Source organism: Actinophytocola sp. KF-1 (assembly GCF_054661535.1).
Map to the genome: position 1 here is coordinate 355,839 of NZ_BAAFVK010000009.1, position 18,552 is coordinate 374,390.

At 70.2% G+C, this 18,552-nt stretch carries 15 protein-coding genes; all 15 read right to left on the reverse strand.

The annotated features are described in order from the left end of the window. Position 1: 1 nt before the first annotated feature. The gene (locus ACYQ77_RS27765; RefSeq protein WP_459716348.1) at positions 2-1,018 is read right to left on the reverse strand and encodes a LacI family DNA-binding transcriptional regulator; all 1,017 of its coding nucleotides are present in this window, start codon (positions 1,016-1,018) and stop codon (positions 2-4) included. After that, entirely contained in the window at positions 1,015-1,923 is a 909-nt protein-coding gene (locus ACYQ77_RS27770) for an ABC transporter ATP-binding protein (RefSeq protein ID WP_459716350.1), read from the reverse strand. The genes ACYQ77_RS27765 and ACYQ77_RS27770 overlap by 4 nt, the downstream gene beginning before the upstream one ends. Then, entirely contained in the window at positions 1,923-2,873 is a 951-nt protein-coding gene (locus ACYQ77_RS27775) for an ABC transporter ATP-binding protein (protein ID WP_459716351.1), read from the reverse strand. Before ACYQ77_RS27775 ends, ACYQ77_RS27770 begins: the two co-directional genes overlap by 1 nt. Then, the gene (locus ACYQ77_RS27780; protein WP_459716354.1) at positions 2,873-3,817 is read right to left on the reverse strand and encodes an ABC transporter permease; all 945 of its coding nucleotides are present in this window, start codon (positions 3,815-3,817) and stop codon (positions 2,873-2,875) included. Before ACYQ77_RS27780 ends, ACYQ77_RS27775 begins: the two co-directional genes overlap by 1 nt. Continuing rightward, positions 3,814-4,806 carry an ABC transporter permease gene (locus ACYQ77_RS27785; protein ID WP_459716356.1) on the reverse strand — a complete coding sequence of 331 codons (993 nt, stop codon included), beginning with the start codon at positions 4,804-4,806 and terminating at the stop codon, positions 3,814-3,816. Before ACYQ77_RS27785 ends, ACYQ77_RS27780 begins: the two co-directional genes overlap by 4 nt. Before the next feature lie 10 nt (positions 4,807-4,816). Beyond that, positions 4,817-6,541, reverse strand: coding sequence for an ABC transporter substrate-binding protein (locus ACYQ77_RS27790; protein WP_459716357.1), 1,725 nt, complete (start codon positions 6,539-6,541; stop codon positions 4,817-4,819). Positions 6,542-6,556: 15 nt separating this feature from the next. Next, a complete protein-coding gene (locus tag ACYQ77_RS27795; protein WP_459716359.1) occupies positions 6,557-8,440 on the reverse strand; it encodes a glycoside hydrolase 5 family protein in 1,884 nt (627 codons plus the stop codon). A 162-nt stretch (positions 8,441-8,602) separates the two neighbouring features. Beyond that, a complete protein-coding gene (locus ACYQ77_RS27800) occupies positions 8,603-9,376 on the reverse strand; it encodes a CPBP family intramembrane glutamic endopeptidase (protein ID WP_459716361.1) in 774 nt (257 codons plus the stop codon). Positions 9,377-9,624: 248 nt separating this feature from the next. Beyond that, positions 9,625-10,854, reverse strand: coding sequence for a multiple monosaccharide ABC transporter permease (gene mmsB / locus ACYQ77_RS27805; RefSeq protein ID WP_459716363.1), 1,230 nt, complete (start codon positions 10,852-10,854; stop codon positions 9,625-9,627). Then, positions 10,851-12,377: a multiple monosaccharide ABC transporter ATP-binding protein gene (gene mmsA / locus ACYQ77_RS27810; protein WP_459716365.1), complete on the reverse strand. Its 1,527-nt coding sequence runs from the start codon at positions 12,375-12,377 to the stop codon at positions 10,851-10,853. The genes mmsB and mmsA overlap by 4 nt, the downstream gene beginning before the upstream one ends. After that, positions 12,377-13,492, reverse strand: a complete 1,116-nt coding sequence (gene chvE, locus ACYQ77_RS27815; protein ID WP_459716367.1) for a multiple monosaccharide ABC transporter substrate-binding protein — start codon at positions 13,490-13,492, stop codon at positions 12,377-12,379. Before chvE ends, mmsA begins: the two co-directional genes overlap by 1 nt. A gap of 17 nt (positions 13,493-13,509) precedes the next feature. Further along, positions 13,510-15,009, reverse strand: coding sequence for an L-arabinose isomerase (araA, locus tag ACYQ77_RS27820; RefSeq protein ID WP_459716370.1), 1,500 nt, complete (start codon positions 15,007-15,009; stop codon positions 13,510-13,512). Between the two features lie 20 nt (positions 15,010-15,029). Further along, entirely contained in the window at positions 15,030-15,677 is a 648-nt protein-coding gene (locus ACYQ77_RS27825; RefSeq protein ID WP_459716372.1) for an L-ribulose-5-phosphate 4-epimerase, read from the reverse strand. Then, positions 15,674-17,341: a ribulokinase gene (gene araB / locus ACYQ77_RS27830; RefSeq protein ID WP_459716374.1), complete on the reverse strand. Its 1,668-nt coding sequence runs from the start codon at positions 17,339-17,341 to the stop codon at positions 15,674-15,676. Before araB ends, ACYQ77_RS27825 begins: the two co-directional genes overlap by 4 nt. A gap of 188 nt (positions 17,342-17,529) precedes the next feature. Then, a complete protein-coding gene (locus ACYQ77_RS27835) occupies positions 17,530-18,516 on the reverse strand; it encodes a LacI family DNA-binding transcriptional regulator (RefSeq protein ID WP_459716472.1) in 987 nt (328 codons plus the stop codon). Positions 18,517-18,552: the final 36 nt, after the last annotated feature.

Consider the following 18,552-nt stretch of genomic DNA (forward strand, 5'->3'; position numbering starts at 1 on the left):
GTCATTCCGGCCGCGCGGTGCTCCCCCGCACCACCAACCGCGGGGGCGCCTGCTCCTCCTCCGTCACCACCTCGCCGTTCAGCAACGCCAGCAACCGGGCCGCCACCTGCGCCCCGTACGCGGTCACGTCCCGGCTGAGCGCGGTCAGCGGCGGGTGCGTGATCTCGCACAGCACGGAGTCGTCCCAGGCCATGAGCGACAGGTCGCCCGGCACGCGCACCCCCATCTCGTGCGCGACGGACACGCCGGCGACCGCCATCACGTCGTTGTCGTAGACGATCGCGGTGGGCGGCGACGCGGACGACAGCAACCGGCGGGTCGCCTGCGCGCCCTGCTCCGGGCTGTAGTCGGTCGAGATGGTCTCCGACCACGCCAGGCCGAGCCGCGCCGACACCGCGTCGAACGCCTCCGTCCGCAACTCGGTGTGCAGCATCCCCGGCAGCCCGCCGACCCGGGCGATCCGGCGGTGGCGCAGCGCGGCGAGGTACTCCATCACCATCACCATGGCGCTGGCGTCGTCGATCCACACCCCCGGCAGGGCTCCGTGGTGCCCGGGCCCGCCGACGACGATCGCGGGCAGCCGCAGTTCCTCCAGCACGGGCACGCGCACGTCGTCCTTGCACAGGTCGATCAGGAACACGCCGTCGACCCGCCGTTCCGCCCACCAGCGGCGGTAGGTCGCGATCTCGGCCTCGTGGTCGGGCACGACCTGCAGCAGCAACGCGGTCTGGGACGACGCCATCGCCGACTCCATGCCGGAGATCAGCTTCATGAAGAACGGCTCGATCCCCAGCGTGCTCGCCGGTCTCGCCAGCACCAGGCCGAACGCGCCTGCCCGCGCACCGGACAGCGCCTTGGCCGCGCTGTTCGGGTGCCAGCCCATCTCCAGCGCCAGCCGCAGCACCCGCTGCCTCGTCGTCTCCGACACGCCGGGCTGGCCGTTCAGGGCGTAGGACACCGCGCCCTTCGACAGGCCAGCCTTCTTGGCGACGTCGGCGATCGTCACTCGTTTGGTCACACTGACTCGCTCTTCCGTCCATGGTGGACACGCTCGGTGTCGAAGCATGCCACGAAGTGACCGCCGTCGACCTCGTCCATGGGCGCGTCGCACTCGTGGACGTCGGGCGACGGCACCGGCAGGTCCTCCCACCGGGTGCCCAGCCTCGGCACGGACGCCAGCAGCGTCCGCGTGTACGGGTGGCGCGGGTCGCCGAAGACCTGCTCCGTCGCGCCGCGCTCGACGACCGCGCCCCGCCGCAGGATCACGGTCTGGTCGGACAGGTAGTTGCCCAGCGACAGGTCGTGGGTGACGAACAGGACCGCCAGGCCGCGGTCCTTGAGGTCGGCCAGCAGGTTCAGCACGTCGATCCGCGTCGACGCGTCCAGCATGCTGATGATCTCGTCGGCCACCAGCAGCTTGATGTCCAGCAGCAGCGCCCTGGCCACCAGCATCCGCTGCAGCTGGCCGCCGGAGAGCTGGTGCGGGTACCTGCCGAGGACCAGGTCCGGGTTGAGGTTGACCGACGCGATCGCCTCGGCCACCCGGTCCCGCCACTCGCCGTCGGCGACGCGCGGGAAGTACGACCGGCGGATCGTGGCGAACACGCGGTCGGCCCGGAAGACCGGGTTGTAGGTGCTGAACGGGTCCTGGAACACGCCCTGCGCGTGCCGGTAGTACTCCTTCAGCCCCGCACCGGAGAGCCGTGCGATGTCGGTGCCGTCGAACGTGATCGTGCCGGCGGTCGGGCGGGTCAGCCGCAGGACCATCCTGCCGATCGTCGACTTGCCGCTGCCGCTCTCGCCGATCAGCGACGTCACCTCGCCCGGCCGCAGCTCGAAGCTCACGTTCCGCACCGCGGCCGTGGTGCCGCGGCCGAACGCGCCGGTCCGGAAGGTCTTGGACACACCCGTGAGCCGCAGCATCAGACCGCCTTCCAGCAGGCGACCCGGTGGCCCGCCGCGATCTCGACGAACGGGGGCTGCTCGGCGCACCGGTCGAACGCGAGCGGGCAGCGGTCCCGGAACCGGCAGCCCGGCGGCGGGTTCAGCAGCGCAGGCGGGCCGCCCGCGATGCCGGTCAGCCGCTTGCCCGAGTACCGCACCCCCACCTCCGGCAGCGACGAGATCAGCAGCTGTGTGTACGGGTGGCGCGGCGTCGTGACCAGCACGTCCGTCGGCGCCGACTCGGCGAGCCTGCCCGCGTACATCACGGTGATCGTGTCCGCGACCTGGTACACCAGCGACACGTCGTGGGTGATCACGATCATGCTGCGCACCAGGTCGTGGTCGCGGAACGACGCCAGCGCGAGCGCCACCGCGCGCTGCGTCGACACGTCCAGCGCCGAGGTGACCTCGTCGGCGATCAGCAGCGACGGGTTCAGCAGCGTGGAGATCACCATGACCATCCGCTGCTTCATGCCGCCGGACAGCTCGATCGGGTAGCGGTCGAGCACGGCCCGGTCGAGCCCGACGAGGTCGAGGCGGCGGTCCAGCTCGTCCCGCACCGAAGCGAACCTGATCTTCCGCGACTCGACCAGCTCGCGGACCATCTTCCCGATCTTGCGCGTGGGGTTCAACGCGCTCATCGCGTACTGCGGCACGATCGACACGTCGGTGAACCGGAAGCGGTTCATGGCCTCGGTGTCGCCGATCGGCAGGTCGGCGCCGTCGAGGGTGACCGTGCCGCCGACGTGCCTCATCCGGTTGTCCATCCGGATGAGGCTCTTGCCGAGCGTGGTCTTGCCGGACCCGGACTCGCCGACGAGCCCCATGATCTCGCCGTCGGCGACCGCGAACGTGACGCCGTCGAGCGCGCGCACGTCCCCGTCGAGCGTGCGGTAGTGGACCTGGAGGTCCTTGACCTGAAGCGCCATCACGTCTCCCGGAGCTTCGGGTTGAAGACCTCGTCGAGGCCGACGTTCATGATGTACAGCGCGCCGACGATCGTGGTGATGCCCAGTCCCGGCGGGACGAACCACCACCACAGGCCGAGGTTCATCGCGCTCCACTGCTTGGCCTGGTTGAGCATCAGGCCGAGCGAGGTCCCGTCGGCCGGGCCGAGGCCGACGAAGTCCAGCGTCGCCGCGAACAGCACCGAGCCGCCGAACAGCAGGATGAACACCATGAACAGGTAGGACGCCATGTTCGGCGCGATCTCGCGGAGGATGATCCGCCGCACCGGCATGCCGGACAGCTTCGCGAGGTCGACGAACTCGCGTGCCCGCAGGGTCAGGGTCTGCGAGCGCACCGCCCGCGCGACCCACGGCCACGAGAACAACCCGATGATGACGGCCTGGACCTCGACGTCGCGCACCTCCAGGTACGCCGCGATGATCATCAGCACCGCGAGCACCGGCAGCACCAGCACGATGTTGGTGATCATGGTGAGGACCTCGTCGACGAGCCCGCCCCGGTAGCCGGAGGTGAACCCGACGACCATGCCGAGCACGCCTGCGATGAGGGCCGCCACCGCGCCGACGAAGAACGACGACCGCAGGCCGTGCAGGAACTGCGCGAACACGTCCTGGCCGAACGTGGTGGTGCCGAGCCAGTACTCCGCCGACGGCGCCGCGGCGGGCGGCCCGACGTACGCGTTCGGGTCGCCGCCGAACACCAGCGGCCCGGTCAGCGCGGCCAGCAGGAACACGAGCACGACCGCGAACCCGCCGACGAGCTTGCGGTTGCGCACCGCGAAGTACAGCGCCTCCCGCCGCGCCGCGGCACCGCGGACGGTCGCGACGCCGGGCACGGCGGCGACATCCGCGGCGGCCGCGCTCGGTGGCGCCGTCTCCCCGGCGCCGGTCTTCGGTCGGGTCATGAGCCGCTCCCCATGCCGACCCGCGTGCGCGGGTCCACGAGCACGTAGACGACGTCGATGACGAAGTTCGCCAGCAGGACGCCGATGACGATGAACAGGAAGACACCCTGCAGCAGGAACAGGTCGCTCGACTTGATCGCCTCCAGCACCAGGTAGCCCAGCCCCCGGTAGTCGAAGACGATCTCGGTGACGACCGCGCCGCCGACGATCACGCCGAGCTGCAGCGCGAGCCCGGTCACCTGCGGCAGCACCGCGTTGCGGAAGGCGTACCGGCGCACCAGCTTCCCCGGTGCGCCGAGCGCGCCGAGGTAGTGCGCGTAGTCCGCTTCCAGCTCGTAGATGACCATGTTGCGCATGCCGATGGCCCAGCCGCCGAACATCACCAGGAACAGCGACAGGAACGGCAGGAACCAGTGGCTGATCAGGTCGGTGACGAACAGCCACGAGAAGGACGGCTCCAGTGAAGCGCTGAAGCTGCGGCCGACCGGGAACAGGCCGGCCACCTTGCCGAGTGCCCACGCGAGCAGGATCGCGAGCCACATGTACGGCGTCGCGGTCAGCACGTACCAGGCCGGCAGGACCGTGTTGTCGAGCACCTTCTTGCGCGCCGCGTACGCACCGAACCTGTTGCCCGCCCACCAGCTCAGCAGGATGGCGGGCAGCAGCAGGCCCAGCGTGTACGGCAGGGCCTCGAGGATGATCCCGGAGACCGACTTCGGGTAGGCCCACAGGCTGACCCCGAAGTTGCCGCGGAACAGCTCGCCCCAGAAGTTGAGGTACTGCTGCCACCACGGCAGGTCGAAGCCGAACAGCTCGGTGTAGTACTCGCGCATGGCGGCGACCCCGCTCGCGTCCTGCAACCCGGCGCGCGCCACCATGGTGCGCACCGGGTCGCCCGGCATGAAGCGCGGGATCAGCCAGTTGATCGTCACCGCGACCACGAAGGTCAGGGCGTAGATCGCGAGCTTCCTGCCGAAGTACCGTCCCATCGCGCGGCCGCTACTTCTCTTCCGGCGCGGGCTTCAGCTCGGCCAGCATCTTGATCGCGCCGCGCTGCAGGTAGCCACGCCACGTGCTCGGCAGGTACTTCGGCCCGTCGCCGTCGGCGGACGGCCAGTTCGTCCACACCTTGTTGCTGTACTGCGACCAGAGGCCGTTGTACCACAACGGGATCACCGGCATCTCGGTCAGCTGGATCCGCTGCAGCCGCGAGGTGATCGCCTTCATCCCGGCGAGGTCGTCGACCTTGGTCTGGTCGAGCCGCTGTGTGAGGTCCCACGCCTGCTTGTTCTCGTACCGGCCGTAGTTGACGGTGGTCTGCGACTCGAGGACCGGCAGGCCGAAGACGTACTCGTAGTACCGGAACGGCGTGTTGTCCATCTGCCGCTGGTTGTCGAGGATCAGGTCGAACTCGCCGGACTCGCGGATGTCCTGCACGACGGTGTCGGCCGGGGTCTCCGAGGTGAGCTTGATGCCCGCGGCCTTCGCGCTGTCGACGACCACGCGGGCGGCCTCGTTCCAGTCGGTCCAGCCGGACGGGGTGGCGAGCTTCAGGTCGATCGGCGAACCGTCCTTGTTCTCCACGAACCCGTCACCGTCCGCGTCGCGGTACCCGGCCTGGCTGAGGATCTGCTTGGCCGCGCCGGTGTCGAAGGTCGGGCCGACCTCGCTCACGACCGCCTTGTCGACATACTTGTCCCAGATCGGCAGCAGCCCGGTCGGGTCGGCCTTCTCCACGATCTGCCCGTACACCGAGTTCACGATCTTGTCGACGTCGATGGCGTTCGCGAGCGCGCGCCGGAACGCGGCGTCGTTCAGCGGCGCCTTCTTCGTGTTCGGCACCAGCCAGGTCGTGTTCGCCGACAGCATGTACGGCGCGTCCTGGTAGTAGGTCTGCAGCTGGTAGCCGCCCTTGACCAGCGACGCGATGCCGGGCAGGAAGTTGTTGGACAGGTCGATGTCACCCTGCAGCAGCTGGCCGAGCGCGGCCTCGTTGCTGGAGTTGACGATGTCGACGATGTAGGTGGGCTTGACGTCGAGGTCGAGCTTGTCGCGGCCCCACCACTCGTCGTTCTTCTTCCAGACCATGCGGTCCTGGTCGTGCGTCTCGTACAGGTAGGGCCCGGAGCCGACCGGCTTCTCGTTCGCGCCGGACGTCACGTCCTTCTCGGACTTGTTCTCCCACAGGTGTTTCGGCACGATCGGGTTGAAGTAGACCCAGTTCGCCCACTGCTGGTAGCGGGGCTCGGAGAACGTCACCCGGGTGGTCCGGTCATCCACCGCCGCCACCGACGAGATGAACTCCATCATCGGGTGGTAGGGCACGGTCTCCATCTTGCCGAGGTTGATGGTGAACACCACGTCGTCGGCGGTGACGGGCTTGCCGTCCGTCCACGTGAGACCGTCGCGCAGGGTCACCTCGTAGGTGGTGTCGCTGGTCCAGCCGCCCTGCTCGGCGAGCCACGGCTCGAACTCGTCGGTCAGCGGGTCGTACAGGAACAGCGTCTCGTAGACGTACCCGACCGTGCCGGTCGCGTACGTCCAGTTCATCACGGGGTTCCAGTTGGCGGGCGGCCCCCACTGCGTGCCGCTGGTGAACAGTGTCTGGTTGCGGGGGTACGAGCCGGGGGTGGCGGCCTGCTCGCCTCCGTCCACACCGGTGCACGCGGCGGCGAGCAGGCCCGCCGTCGCCAACATGGCCACGAACCTCACGCGGTTTCGCATGGCGCTTCTCCTCGCTCAGGAATCCTCGAGTGCCAGCACCCGCACGCCGTACGGGCGCAGTGTCACCTCATTCACGGGTTCCCCCGACGTGAGGTCGGCCAGCGGGCCCCCTGCCGGCTTGACCTCCAGTTCCCTCTCCGCCTGGCTGACCAGCCAGACGAACCGGCGACCGTCGGAGTGGCTCAGCCCGCCGACGTGGACGAGCGGATCGGCGACGGTCACCGGCCGCGACACACCCGCGATGACCGCGAGCGCGTCGTAGATCCGGTGTGTTGGCTCGGGGTTGACGCGTGGCAGCACCGCGGCCATCGCCTCGAGCGGGTAGGTGCAGAGGACGAGGTTCCCGTTGCGCACCAGGACGGGGTTCCCGTGCTGGTCGACGGCGACGACCTCGCCGTCGGTGGCGCGCACGGGCAGGAAGATCCGCTCGTGCTCGTTGCCGCCTGCGCGGAAGGTGAGCGTGGTGCCCGCGGCGAGCGGCCCGAGGTCGGTCGTGAAGGTCACGGCCACCTCGTCGTCGGTGACGGGGTCGACCATCCCGTAGCGGAGCTGGTGCTCGACGCCGAACATGCCGTTCAGGTCGGCGTGCCACAGGCCGCGCTGCGTGCTGTGGTCACCGGCGCTGTAGGAGACGTAGACGACCGCGCCCTGGTCCGCCAGCCGGCGCAGCTGCCGCCAGGTCGGCGCGGTGAGCTGCTTGGCGGACGGGACGAGGTAGAGCTTCGCGTCCTCGGGCAGCCCGTCGGCCTCCCGCGCCGCGCCGACGGACAGGTCGGCCGCGCGCGCGGTCACGTAGGCCTGCCGGAGCACGTCGAACAGGTGGCTGCTGTCGGCCGGTTCGGTGAACGGGTACCGGTGTTCCAGGTAGGACGGGACGACGAGCGCGACCTCGGGTGCCTGCCGCACGCAGTTCGGGAAGTCGATCGCCGCCAGGACGTCGGCGAAGTCCCGCACCTCGCGCAGCTGCGGTTTGGGCGCGCCGGTCACGTCGGTCAGCCCGAACCGCATCTCGAACGGGTGGTGCCGGTACGGGTCCTGCTCGTGGAGGTCGTCGAAGTCGGTGTTGTTCCAGGCGATCCAGCCGGTGGCGCCCGCGAGGAGCGTGTTGTGCAGGACCTGCCGGTAGTAGTGGGCGGCGTGCTCGGGCGAGACGAAGCTGTCCGTGACCCCGAACTCCTCGAGCACGACGGGCTTGCCCATCGCGGCCAGCAGGCAGATGAACGCGGCGGTCAGGTGCTGGCGGACGAGGTCGTTCTCCATGCGGTACACGTGCGGGCCGACGAAGTCGGTCAGTGCCGCCAGGTCGCGCACGGAGAACCCGTTGTCCCGCCCGGTGACCTCGATCCCCCAGGCCCCGTCCCCGATGGAGACGGGTTGCGTGCCGCCGCCTGCGCGCACGGCCTGGACCATGAGCTGCGCCCACGGTGTGACCTGCTCCCTCCGCGCGGGTTCGCCGTAGATCGGCATCTCGTTGGAGATCAACCAGCCCGCGACGGCCGGGTGGTCGTGGAACCGCGCCGTCATCCGCTCGACGAACCAGGCCTGCCTGCCCACCATCCACACGTCGGCGTACAGGTCACGCCCCTGCCGCCACACGGGGTCCCAGTTCTCCCCGGACATGTGCCCGACGATGAACGTCGGGATGGTGGCCATGCCGTGCTCGTGGTGCCGGTCGAGGAAGTCGCCGTAGCGACGGACCATCTCGTCGTCGATCCGGTCGGGTTCGGGGTGGAAGTCGGGCCAGTAGAAGAACGAGCGGGTGAGGTTCATGCCGTGTTCGCGCAGGACCCGCAGCTCCTGGGTGACCAGGTCCGGGTCGTAGTCCCGCCACATGAGCGGACCGCCGGACCGCGACCAGAAGTTGGCCCCGAGCCACGGCCGTCCCTCGAACAGAAGCATCGTCGCCTCCTCGCCTACTGAACCGCGTAAGTTCCGAAACCGGGGTCCAGTTGGTGTCGAGGCCGAAGAGTACGGCAGGTCTGGAGCGCTCCGCTAGCCCCAAAGTGAACCGGTTCAGTGAACGCTCTCGAATCATCACCGGTGACCGGGCATTTCAACGATTCAGCCGAGCACCGCGACGGCGACGACCCCGATCGTCGCGTCGGCGCACACGTGGGCGACGTACGGGGCGGCCATCCCGCGGCTGATCACCCGCAACACGCCGAGCAGCAGCCCCCACCCACCGCTCATGAGGACACCGGTCCACCCGGACGGGAAGCCGTGCAGGTGTGCGATGCCGAACGCGACCGCCTGGACGATCACCGCGGGCGCCGTCCCCCAGGCCGCGGCCAGTTCGGACTGCACGATCCCGCGGAAGAACGCTTCCTCCCACACGGAGTTGACGAGCGAGAACCCGACGACGGCGAGCACGAGCACCACCGGCGACGCACCGTCGAACGCGGTGAAGAACGGCGGCGGCGGCGGGTCGGCGAGCAGCGACCAGCCGACGAGCGCGGCCGCCGACCCGACGACCATCAGACCGAGCAGGCCCCACACGGCGGGGGTGAACCGCCCGGCGACGAGCCAGGTCCCTTCGGGAGCGAGTGCGGGCACCCGCGAGAAGAGCGGATAGGCCGCGAGGAGCGCGGCACAGACGAGCAGCGTGCCGGCCGCGGGTGGCAGACCTGAGTAGAAGATCGCGACGAGCACCACCGCGACGACACCGACCCGGAGCACCGCGGCCGTGCGCCACCACACCGCGGCGGCCAGCACCACGGCGAGCCCCGGCACCACCCACCACAGGTTGCCGGGCCGGACCGGCACCGCGACCAGCATGACGGCGGCCATGATCAAGAAGCCCGCGACGCGGACACGTCGGATCGCCGTCACCCCCATGATGCCGACCATTGTGCCGCACGCGCGACCACCACATCGTCGTGCTCCGGCGGTGTGACGGAGGGCTGATGCTCGACCGCGTCCTCGGGCGCCTCTCCCGAGTCCCGCGCGGCGGGAGCACGCGAGCAGCGAGGTGGCGGCTCGCCAGGGACCGTGCTGCCGCCACCTCGCGCGGGTGGGCGGAGCCACCACCGCCCACCCCCCGGGTGGCGGCGCGGGCGCACCCGACGAGCGCCCGCGCCGCCGGCCTACCGGACCGCGCCCGCTCGCCGCTTGGTCCACACGTCGTACGCGACCGCCGCGAGCAGCACCAGGCCCTTCACCAGCATCACGCGCTCCGACGGCGCGCCGATCAGCGACATCCCGTTGTTGATCACGCCCATGATGAGGCCCCCGGTGATGGCGCCGATGACCTTGCCGACGCCGCCCTGGACCGCCGCGCCCCCGATGAACGCCGCCGCGATCGCGTCCAGTTCGAACGCGTTGCCCGCCGTCGGTCCCGCCTGGTTGAGGCGGCCCGCGAAGATCACGCCCGCCAGCGCCGCCAGCACGCCCATGTTCACGAACACCCAGAACGTCACCGGCTTCACCCGCACGCCGGACAGCGTCGCCGCCTGCAGGTTGCCGCCCACCGCGTAGATGTGGCGGCCGAACACGGAACGGTTCGCCATCAGCGAGTACGCCAGCACCAGCGCCGCCAGCAGCACCAGCACCCAGGGCAGGTTCCGGAACCTGGCCAGCTGCACCACCACGAACAGCACGACCGCCGCCGCCACCAGGATCTTCGCCACGAACAGGGGGAACGGGTCGACCGTCTGGCCGTAGCCGAGGCGGGCGCGGCGGGTCCGCCACTGCACCGCCGCGAAACCGGCCACGACCAGCACGCCCACGATCAGCGACACCAGGTCCGCGCCGCCGAGCGGGCCGAGGCCGACGTTGCCGAGGTAGCCGCCGGTGAAGCCGTTGGCGAGGGTGCGGATCTCGTCGGGGAACGGGCCGATGCCCTGGTTGCCGAGCACCGTGAGGGTCAGCGCGCGGAACACCAGCATGCCGCCGAGCGTCACGATGAACGCCGGGATGCCGAAGTACGCGATCCAGTAGCCCTGCGCCGCGCCGATCAGCGCGCCCGCGCCGAGCGTGGCGAGCACCGCCAGCCACCACGGCAGTCCCCACTGGACGGTCAGCACCGCGCAGATCGCGCCGGTCACGGCGACCACCGAGCCCACCGACAGGTCGATGTGCCCGCTGATGATCACGAGGATCATGCCGATGGCGAGGATGAGCACGTACGAGTTCTGCACGACGATGTTCGAGATGTTCCCCGGCTGCAGCAGCGCCCCGTCGGTGAGCACGGTGAACAGCACGACGATCAACGCGAACGCGACGTAGATGCCGCTCTGCCGCAGGTTCAGCCGAAACCGCCGCCGCGGTCCCTCCGTCGGCGTGAGCACCGACGGCACCTTGACGTCGACACTCACGTCCGCACCTCCCGCGTCATGTACTCCATCAACCTCTCCTGCGTGGCTTCCTCGCGCGGCACCTCACCGGTGATCCGGCCTGCCGACAGCGCGTAGATCCGGTCGCACAACCCGAGCAGCTCCGGCAGCTCCGACGAGATCACCAGCACCGCCTTCCCCTGCTCGGCGAGCGAGTTCACGATCGTGTAGATCTCGTACTTGGCGCCGACGTCGACGCCGCGGGTCGGCTCGTCGAGGATCAGCACGTCCGGCTCGGTGAACATCCACTTCGCCAGCACGACCTTCTGCTGGTTGCCGCCCGACAGCGTCTGCGCGCCCGCGGTGACGGACGGCGTCTTGATCCGCAGCGCGTTCCGGAACCGTTCGGCGACCCGGAACTCCTCGTGCTCGTTCACCCACCCGCGCCGCGACAGCAGCCCGAGCCCGGCCGCCGACACGTTCTGCTTCACGTCCGCCACCAGGTTGAGCCCGTACCGCTTGCGGTCCTCGCTCACGTACGCGATGCCGTTGCGGATCGCCGACCGCACGGTCCGCACGTCGATCTCGCGGCCGTCCTTGTAGACCCGGCCGGAGATGTCGACGCCGTAGGACCGGCCGAACACCGACATGGCCAGCTCGGTGCGGCCCGCGCCCATCAGCCCGGCCAGGCCGACGATCTCACCGCGCCGCACCGACAGCGTCGCGCCGTCGACGACGACCCGCCCCGGGTTGGTGGCACTGTGGACGGTCCAGTCCTCGATCCGGAACACCTCGTCGCCGATCGACGGGGTGCGCGGCGGGAACCGGTGCTCGAGGTCGCGGCCGACCATCCCGGCGATGATCCGCTCCTCGGTGACGTCCGACGCGTCGAGCGTCTCGATCGACCGGCCGTCCCGCAGGATGGTGATGGTGTCGGCGATCGCGGTGACCTCGCTGAGCTTGTGGGAGATCACGACGCAGGTGATGCCGTCGTCCCGCAGGCCGCGCAGCAGGTCCAGCAGGTGCGCCGAGTCGTCGTCGTTCAGCGCGGCGGTCGGCTCGTCCAGGATCAGCAGCCTGACCTCTTTGGACAGCGCCTTCGCGATCTCGACGAGCTGCTGCTTGCCGACCCCCAGCTCGCCGGCGGCGAGCGTCGGGTTCTCGTGCAGCCCGACGCGGCGCAGGTGCTTGCCCGCCTCGTGGTTGGTGCGGTTCCAGTCGATCAGCCCGCGCTGCGCGATCTCGTTGCCGAGGAACAGGTTCTCCGCGATCGACAGCTGCGGCACCAGCGCCAGCTCCTGGTGGATGATCACGATGCCGCGGGCCTCGCTGTCGCGGATGCCCGCGAACCGGCACTCCGCGCCGTCGAAGACCACCTCCCCGGAGTACGACCCGTGCGGGTGCACCCCGGAGAGGATCTTCATCAGCGTCGACTTGCCCGCGCCGTTCTCGCCGCAGATCGCGTGGATCTCCCCGCGCCGCACCGAGAACGCGACGTCGCGCAGCGCGGTCACGCCGGGGAACGACTTGGTGATCCCGCTCATCGACAGGATGTCGTCGGTCATCACTTCAGCTGGTCGGCGGTGTAGTACCCGGTGCCGATCAGTTCCTTCTCGTAGTTCGTCTTGTCGACGATCACCGGTTCGAGCAGGTACGCGGGGACGACCTTCTCGCCGTTGTCGTAGTCCTCGGTGTTGTTGACCTCGGGCTTCTCCCCCTTGGCCACCGCGTCCGCCATCGAGACGGCCACCTTCGCGAGCTCGCGGGTGTCCTTGTGGATGGTGGAGTACTGCTCACCGGCGATGATGGACTTCACCGACGCGACCTCGGCGTCCTGCCCGGTCACGATCGGGTACGGCTGCCCGGCCGTGCCGTAGCCGCCGCTCTTGAGCGCCGACAGGATGCCGATCGACAGGCCGTCGTACGGGGACAGCACACCGTCGACCCGCGCGCTGCCGTAGGTGGAGGTGATCAGGTCCTCCATGCGCCGCTGCGCGGTCGCGGGGTCCCAGCGCAGGATCGCGATGGTCTTGAAGTCGGTCTGGCCGCTCTTCACCACGAGCGTGCCGTCGTCGACGTACTTCTTCAGCACCGACATGGCGCCGTCGAAGAAGAACGTGGCGTTGTTGTCGTCCGGCGACCCGGCGAACAGCTCGATGTTCAGCGGTCCCTTGGCGGTGCCGGGGCTGCCGTCGGCGTTGATGACCTTCAGCCCGGTGAGCAGCGACGTGGCCTGCTGCACGCCGACCTTGAAGTTGTCGAACGAGGCGTAGTAGTCGACGTTCGGGCTGTTGCGGATGAGCCGGTCGTAGGAGATCACGGGGATCTTGTTGTCGGCGGCCAGCTGCAGCTGCGAGGTGAGCGCGGTGCCGTCGATGGACGCGATGATCAGCACCCGTGCGCCCTTGGTGATCTGGTTCTCGATCTGGTTGGCCTGCGTGGGGATGTCGTTCTCCGCGTACTGGAGGTCGACCTTGTACCCCTTCTCCTCCAGGGCCTTCTTGATGTTGTCGCCGTCGTGGATCCAGCGCTCCGACGACCGGGTCGGCATGGTGACGCCGACGAGCGCGCCGTCGGCGGACCGCGGTTCCTGGTCGACGGTCTTCTCCGACGAGCCGCAGGCGGTCAGTACCAGCGCCGAGGCGAGCGCCAGGCCTGCCGCGAGCCGTGGAAACCTCATCGTTTCTCCCTTTTTCTCTAGCGCAGGCCGTGCGCGAGGCGGTGGTAGGCCTGGTTCCAGCGCAGCCGGTCGGCGAACGCGTCGGTGGTCGTGTCGTCGTCGATGAGCACCAGCTCGGTGTCGGCCATGCGGGCGAAGTCCCGCAGCACGCCGGAGCCGACGGCGCTCGTGAGCACGGTGTGGTGCGGCCCGCCCGCGGTGAGCCAGCACTCGGCGGAGGTCTGCAGCGACGGCGCGGGCTGCCACACGGCCCGCGCGACGGGCAGGTTCGGCAGCGGCTCGTCCGGCGGCACGACCTCGATCTCGTTGGCCACCAGGCGGAACCGGTCGCCGACGTCGGCGAGCCCGACCACGACCGCAGGCCCTGGCGCGGCGTCGAACACGAGCCGCACCGGGTCCTCGCGGTCACCGATGCCGAGCGGGTGGATCTCGCAGGACGGCGTGTCCGCCGCGATCGACGGGCACACCTCCAGCATGTGCGCGCCGAGGATCTTCGGGGTGCCCGGCCCGAAGTGGTAGGTGTAGTCCTCCATGAACGACGTGCCGCCCTGCCCCATGGCCTTGACCGCGGCGAGCAGCGCGGAGGTCTTCCAGTCGCCCTCGCCGCCGAAGCCGTAGCCGTCGGCCATGAGCCGCTGCACGGCGAGGCCCGGCAGCTGCCGCAACCCGCCGAGGTCCTGGAAGTTCGTGGTGAACGCGCCGAACCCGCCGTCGGTGAGGAAGGCCCGTAGCCCGGCCTCGATGCGCGCCGCGTACCGCAGCGACTCGTGCCGTTCCCCGCCCTTCGCCAGTTCCGGCGCGAGGCGGTAGGCGTCGGCGTAGTCGGCGACGAGCAGGTCCACCTCGGCGTCGGTGACCGCGTCGACGACCGCGACGAGGTCGTTCACGCCGTAGGTGTTCACGGACACGCCGAAGCGCAGCTCCGCCTCCACCTTGTCGCCCTCGGTGACGGCGACGTCCCGCATGTTGTCACCGAACCGGGCGAGCCGCAGCGATCTGAGGTGTGCAAGGCCGGTCGCGGCCCGCGCCCACTCGTCGACGCGGGCGGCCAGCACCGGGTCGGTCGCGTGCCCGGCGACGGTCTTGCGGGCGACGCCGATGCGGGTCTGGATGTAGCCGAACTCGCGGTCGCCGTGCGCGGCCTGGTTGAGGTTCATGAAGTCCATGTCGATGGACGCCCACGGCAGCGCCTCGTTGAGCTGGGTGTGCAGGTGCAGCAACGGTTTCCGCAGCACGTCCAGCCCGGTGATCCACATCTTGGCCGGCGAGAACGTGTGCATCCACGCGATCACGCCGACGCAGGCGGGGTCGGTGTTGGCCGCCAGCAGCAGGTCGCGGATCGCGGCCGAGTCGGTGAGCACCGGCTGCCACACGATCTCGGCGCCGATCGCACCGGAGTCGGTGAGCATGCGCTGGATCTGCTGTGACTGGCTCGCGACCTGTTCGAGGGTCTCCGCGCCGTAGAGGTGCTGGCTGCCGGTGAGGAACCAGACCTGTGGCTTGGCGGCAGACGACATGTGGTGACTCCTTGCCCGGGTTATTGCCCGTAGACGTTCTGGTACCGGGCGTAGAGCCGGTCCACGTGCTGCTGGTCGATCACGTCCGGCGTGCCGAGCTGCCGTGCGAAGTGGACGGTGCGGGCCACGTCCTCGAGCATCACGGCGGCCTTCACCGCGGCGCGGGCGTTCGCGCCGACGGTGAAGGGTCCGTGGTTGCGCATGAGCACGGCCGGGGACCGGCTGTCCCGCAACGTGTCGACGATGCCGCGACCGATCGAGTCGTCCCCGATCAACGCGAACGGCCCGACCGGGATCTCGCCGCCGAACTCGTCGGCGATCATCGTGAGCACGCACGGGATGGGTTCGCCGCGCGCGGCCCACGCGGTCGCGTACGGCGAGTGCGTGTGCACCACCCCGCCGACCTCGGGCATGTGCCGGTACACGTAGGCGTGCGCCGCGGTGTCGGAGGACGGCGCGAGGTCGCCCTCGACGAGGTTGCCGTGCAGGTCGGTGACGACCATGGTGTCTGGACCGAGGTCGTCGTAGGACACGCCGGACGGCTTGATGACCATGAGGTCCTCGCCGGGCACGCGGGCCGACACGTTGCCCGCCGTCCAGATGACCAGCTCGTAGCGGGTCAGCTCGCGGTGCAGTTCGGCGACTTCCTTGCGGAGCTGGGAGATCATCGCGCCACCGCCGCGCGCCGCAGCGCCCGCAGCCGGTGCATGACGTCGTTGCCGCCGCGCCCGAAGTGGTCGTGCAGGTCGGCGTACTCCATGTAGAGCTTCTCGTACACGGCCACGTGCTCCGGGACGGGCCGGTACACGGCGGTGTTCACCGAGCCCATGGCGTCGGCGGCGGCCCGGATGTCCTCGTGGGCGCCGGCCGCGACGGCGGCGTGCATGGCCGATCCGAGCGCGGGGCCCTGGGCGGACCCGATGGTCGAGAGCGGCAGGTTCGTGACGTCCGCGTAGATCTGCATGAGCAGCTCGTTCTGCAGCAGCCCGCCCGCGACGACCAGCTCGGTGACCGGCACACCCGCCTCGGCGAACGCCTCGACGATGACCCGCGTACCGAACGCGGTCGCCTCCATGAGGGCGCGGTAGATGTCTTCCGGCCGGGTGGCGAGGGTCTGCCCGAGCACGACCCCGGACAGTTCGTGGTCGACCAGCACCGAGCGGTTGCCGCTGTGCCAGTCGAGCGCGATGAGCCCGTGCTCCCCCGGCTTCTGCGCCGCCGCCAGCTCGGTCAGGTACTCGTGGAGGTTCTTCCCCTGCGCGGCGGCGGCCTCGTGGTAGGCGGGCGGCACCTGGTTGTCGACGAACCAGCCGAAGATGTCGCCGACACCGCTCTGCCCGGCCTCGTAACCCCAGAGCCCCGGGACGATGCCGCCGTCGACGACCCCGCACATGCCCGGCACCTCGCGGAGTTCGGCGCCGTTCATGACGTGGCACGTGGAGGTCCCCATGATCGCCACGAGCCGCCCCGGTTCGACGGCCCGCGCGGCGGGCGCCGTGACGTGCGCGTCGACGTTCCCCACCGCGACGGCGATGCCCTCGGGCAGACCGGTCCAGTAGGCGGCGAGCTTGGTGAGGTTCCCCGCGCGGTCCCCGAGGTTGCCGATCGGGTGGTCCAGCTTGTCGCGCACGAAGCCCGCGAAGTCCGGGTTCAGCTCACGCAGGTAGTCCTCCGACGGGTACACGCCGTCCTGCCGGATGCCCTTGTAGCCCGCGGTGCAGGCGTTGCGGACGTACGTTCCGGTGAGCTGCCAGACGATCCAGTCCGCGGCCTCCACCCAGTGCGCCATGGCGGCGTAGACGTCGGGAGCTTCCTCGAGGAGCTGGAGGCCCTTGGCGAACTCCCACTCGGAGGAGATCAGGCCGCCGTACCGGGGCAGCCAGGTCTCCTTGCGCGCGGCGGCGACCTGGTTGATGCGGTCGGCCTGCGGCTGGGCGGCGTGGTGCTTCCACAGCTTGACGTAGGCGTGCGGGTTGCCCGCGAACTCCGGCAGCTCGCACAGCGGGGTCCCGTCCTCGGTGGTCGGGATCATCGTGCAGGCGGTGAAGTCGGTGCCGATCCCGATCACGTCGGCCGGGTCGGCACCGGCGTCCTTGATCGCGGCGGGCACGGCCGTGCGGAGCACGTCGACGTAGTCGCGGGGCACCTGCAGCGCCCAGTCCGGCGGCAGCGGGGTGCCGTCCGGCAGCGCCCGGTCGAGCACGCCGTGCCGGAACTCGTGGACCGCGGTGCCGAGCTCCGCCCCGTCCCGCACCCGCACGACGACCGCTCTCCCGGACAGCGTGCCGAAGTCGACACCCACCACCAACGCGTCATCGCGATCGCCAGCCATGCGAAGATTGTTATCGCTAACATTGCGCCCGTCAATAGCGTCCGGCCAGATAAGCGCCAACAGCTGGTGAACGCGCACATGCGTGCGTGGCGCGAGGTGGACAAGCTTGCGCAGGGCACCGCCAATGCCGTGAAAGGCGCGTTCGGGACGTCGAGCGTCCCGAACGCGCCTTTCCGGTCGTCAGGGCCTCAGGCCGGCGGGGCGGCCACGCTGTCGCGCTGCACGAGCGTCGGCGCGACCGTGCGGTGGGAGTCGCTCACCTCGCCCTCGCCGACCTGCGCGAGGAGCAGGCTCAGCGTTTCCCGTGCCACAGCGTCGAAGTCCGGCCGGATGGTCGTCAACGGCGGGATGAAGTAGGCCGCCTCGGGCACGTCGTCGAACCCCACCACGGAGACGTCCCGGGGCACGGACCGGCCGCGCTCGTGCATGGCGCGCAACAACCCCAGCGCCAGGTGGTCGTTGGCGGCGAAGACCGCGGTCACCTCGGGCATGCGGGCCAGCATCTGCCCGGCCCGGTACCCGGACGCCGCGCTCCAGTCGGCGGCCACCAGCGGCGGCACCTCCACGCCCGCGGACTCGAGCGCCTGCGTCCAGCCGCGCACACGCCCGGCGCTGTCGAACCAGTCCGGCGGCCCGGACACGTGCCACACCGTCGAGTGCCCGGCGTCGAGCAGGTGCCGGGTGGCGAGGAACGCCCCGGCCTCCTGGTCCACCGTGACCAACGAGGTCGCCCGGGCCGGGTCGCCGTCGACGGTCACCAGCGGCACCCCGGCCGGCACCTCCGCGAGGGCCTCGTTGGCCGACGCGGTCGGCGCGATGGCCACGATCCCCGCGACGCGCGAGTCCCGGTGGTGCTCGACCGCCGACGCGATGGACTCCCGGTCCAGCACCTTCACCCGCCGCAGGCTCACCGAGAACCCCGCCTCGGCCGCCGCCAGCTCGAACGCGCCGAGCAGCGACGACGGGCCGTACAGCGACGAGTTCTGCGCGATGATCCCGATCAGCTGCGACCGGCCCGTGACCAGCGCACGGGCGGCCTTGTTCGGCCGGTAACCCAGCTGCGCGATGGCCGCGCGCACCCGCAGCCGGGTCTGCTCCCGCACGTTCGGGTGCCCGTTCAGCACCCGGGACACGGTCTGGTGCGAGACCCCGGCGAGGCGGGCCACGTCCGTCATCGCGGGGTCACGCGAGACCTTCGCCGGGTTGTCCAC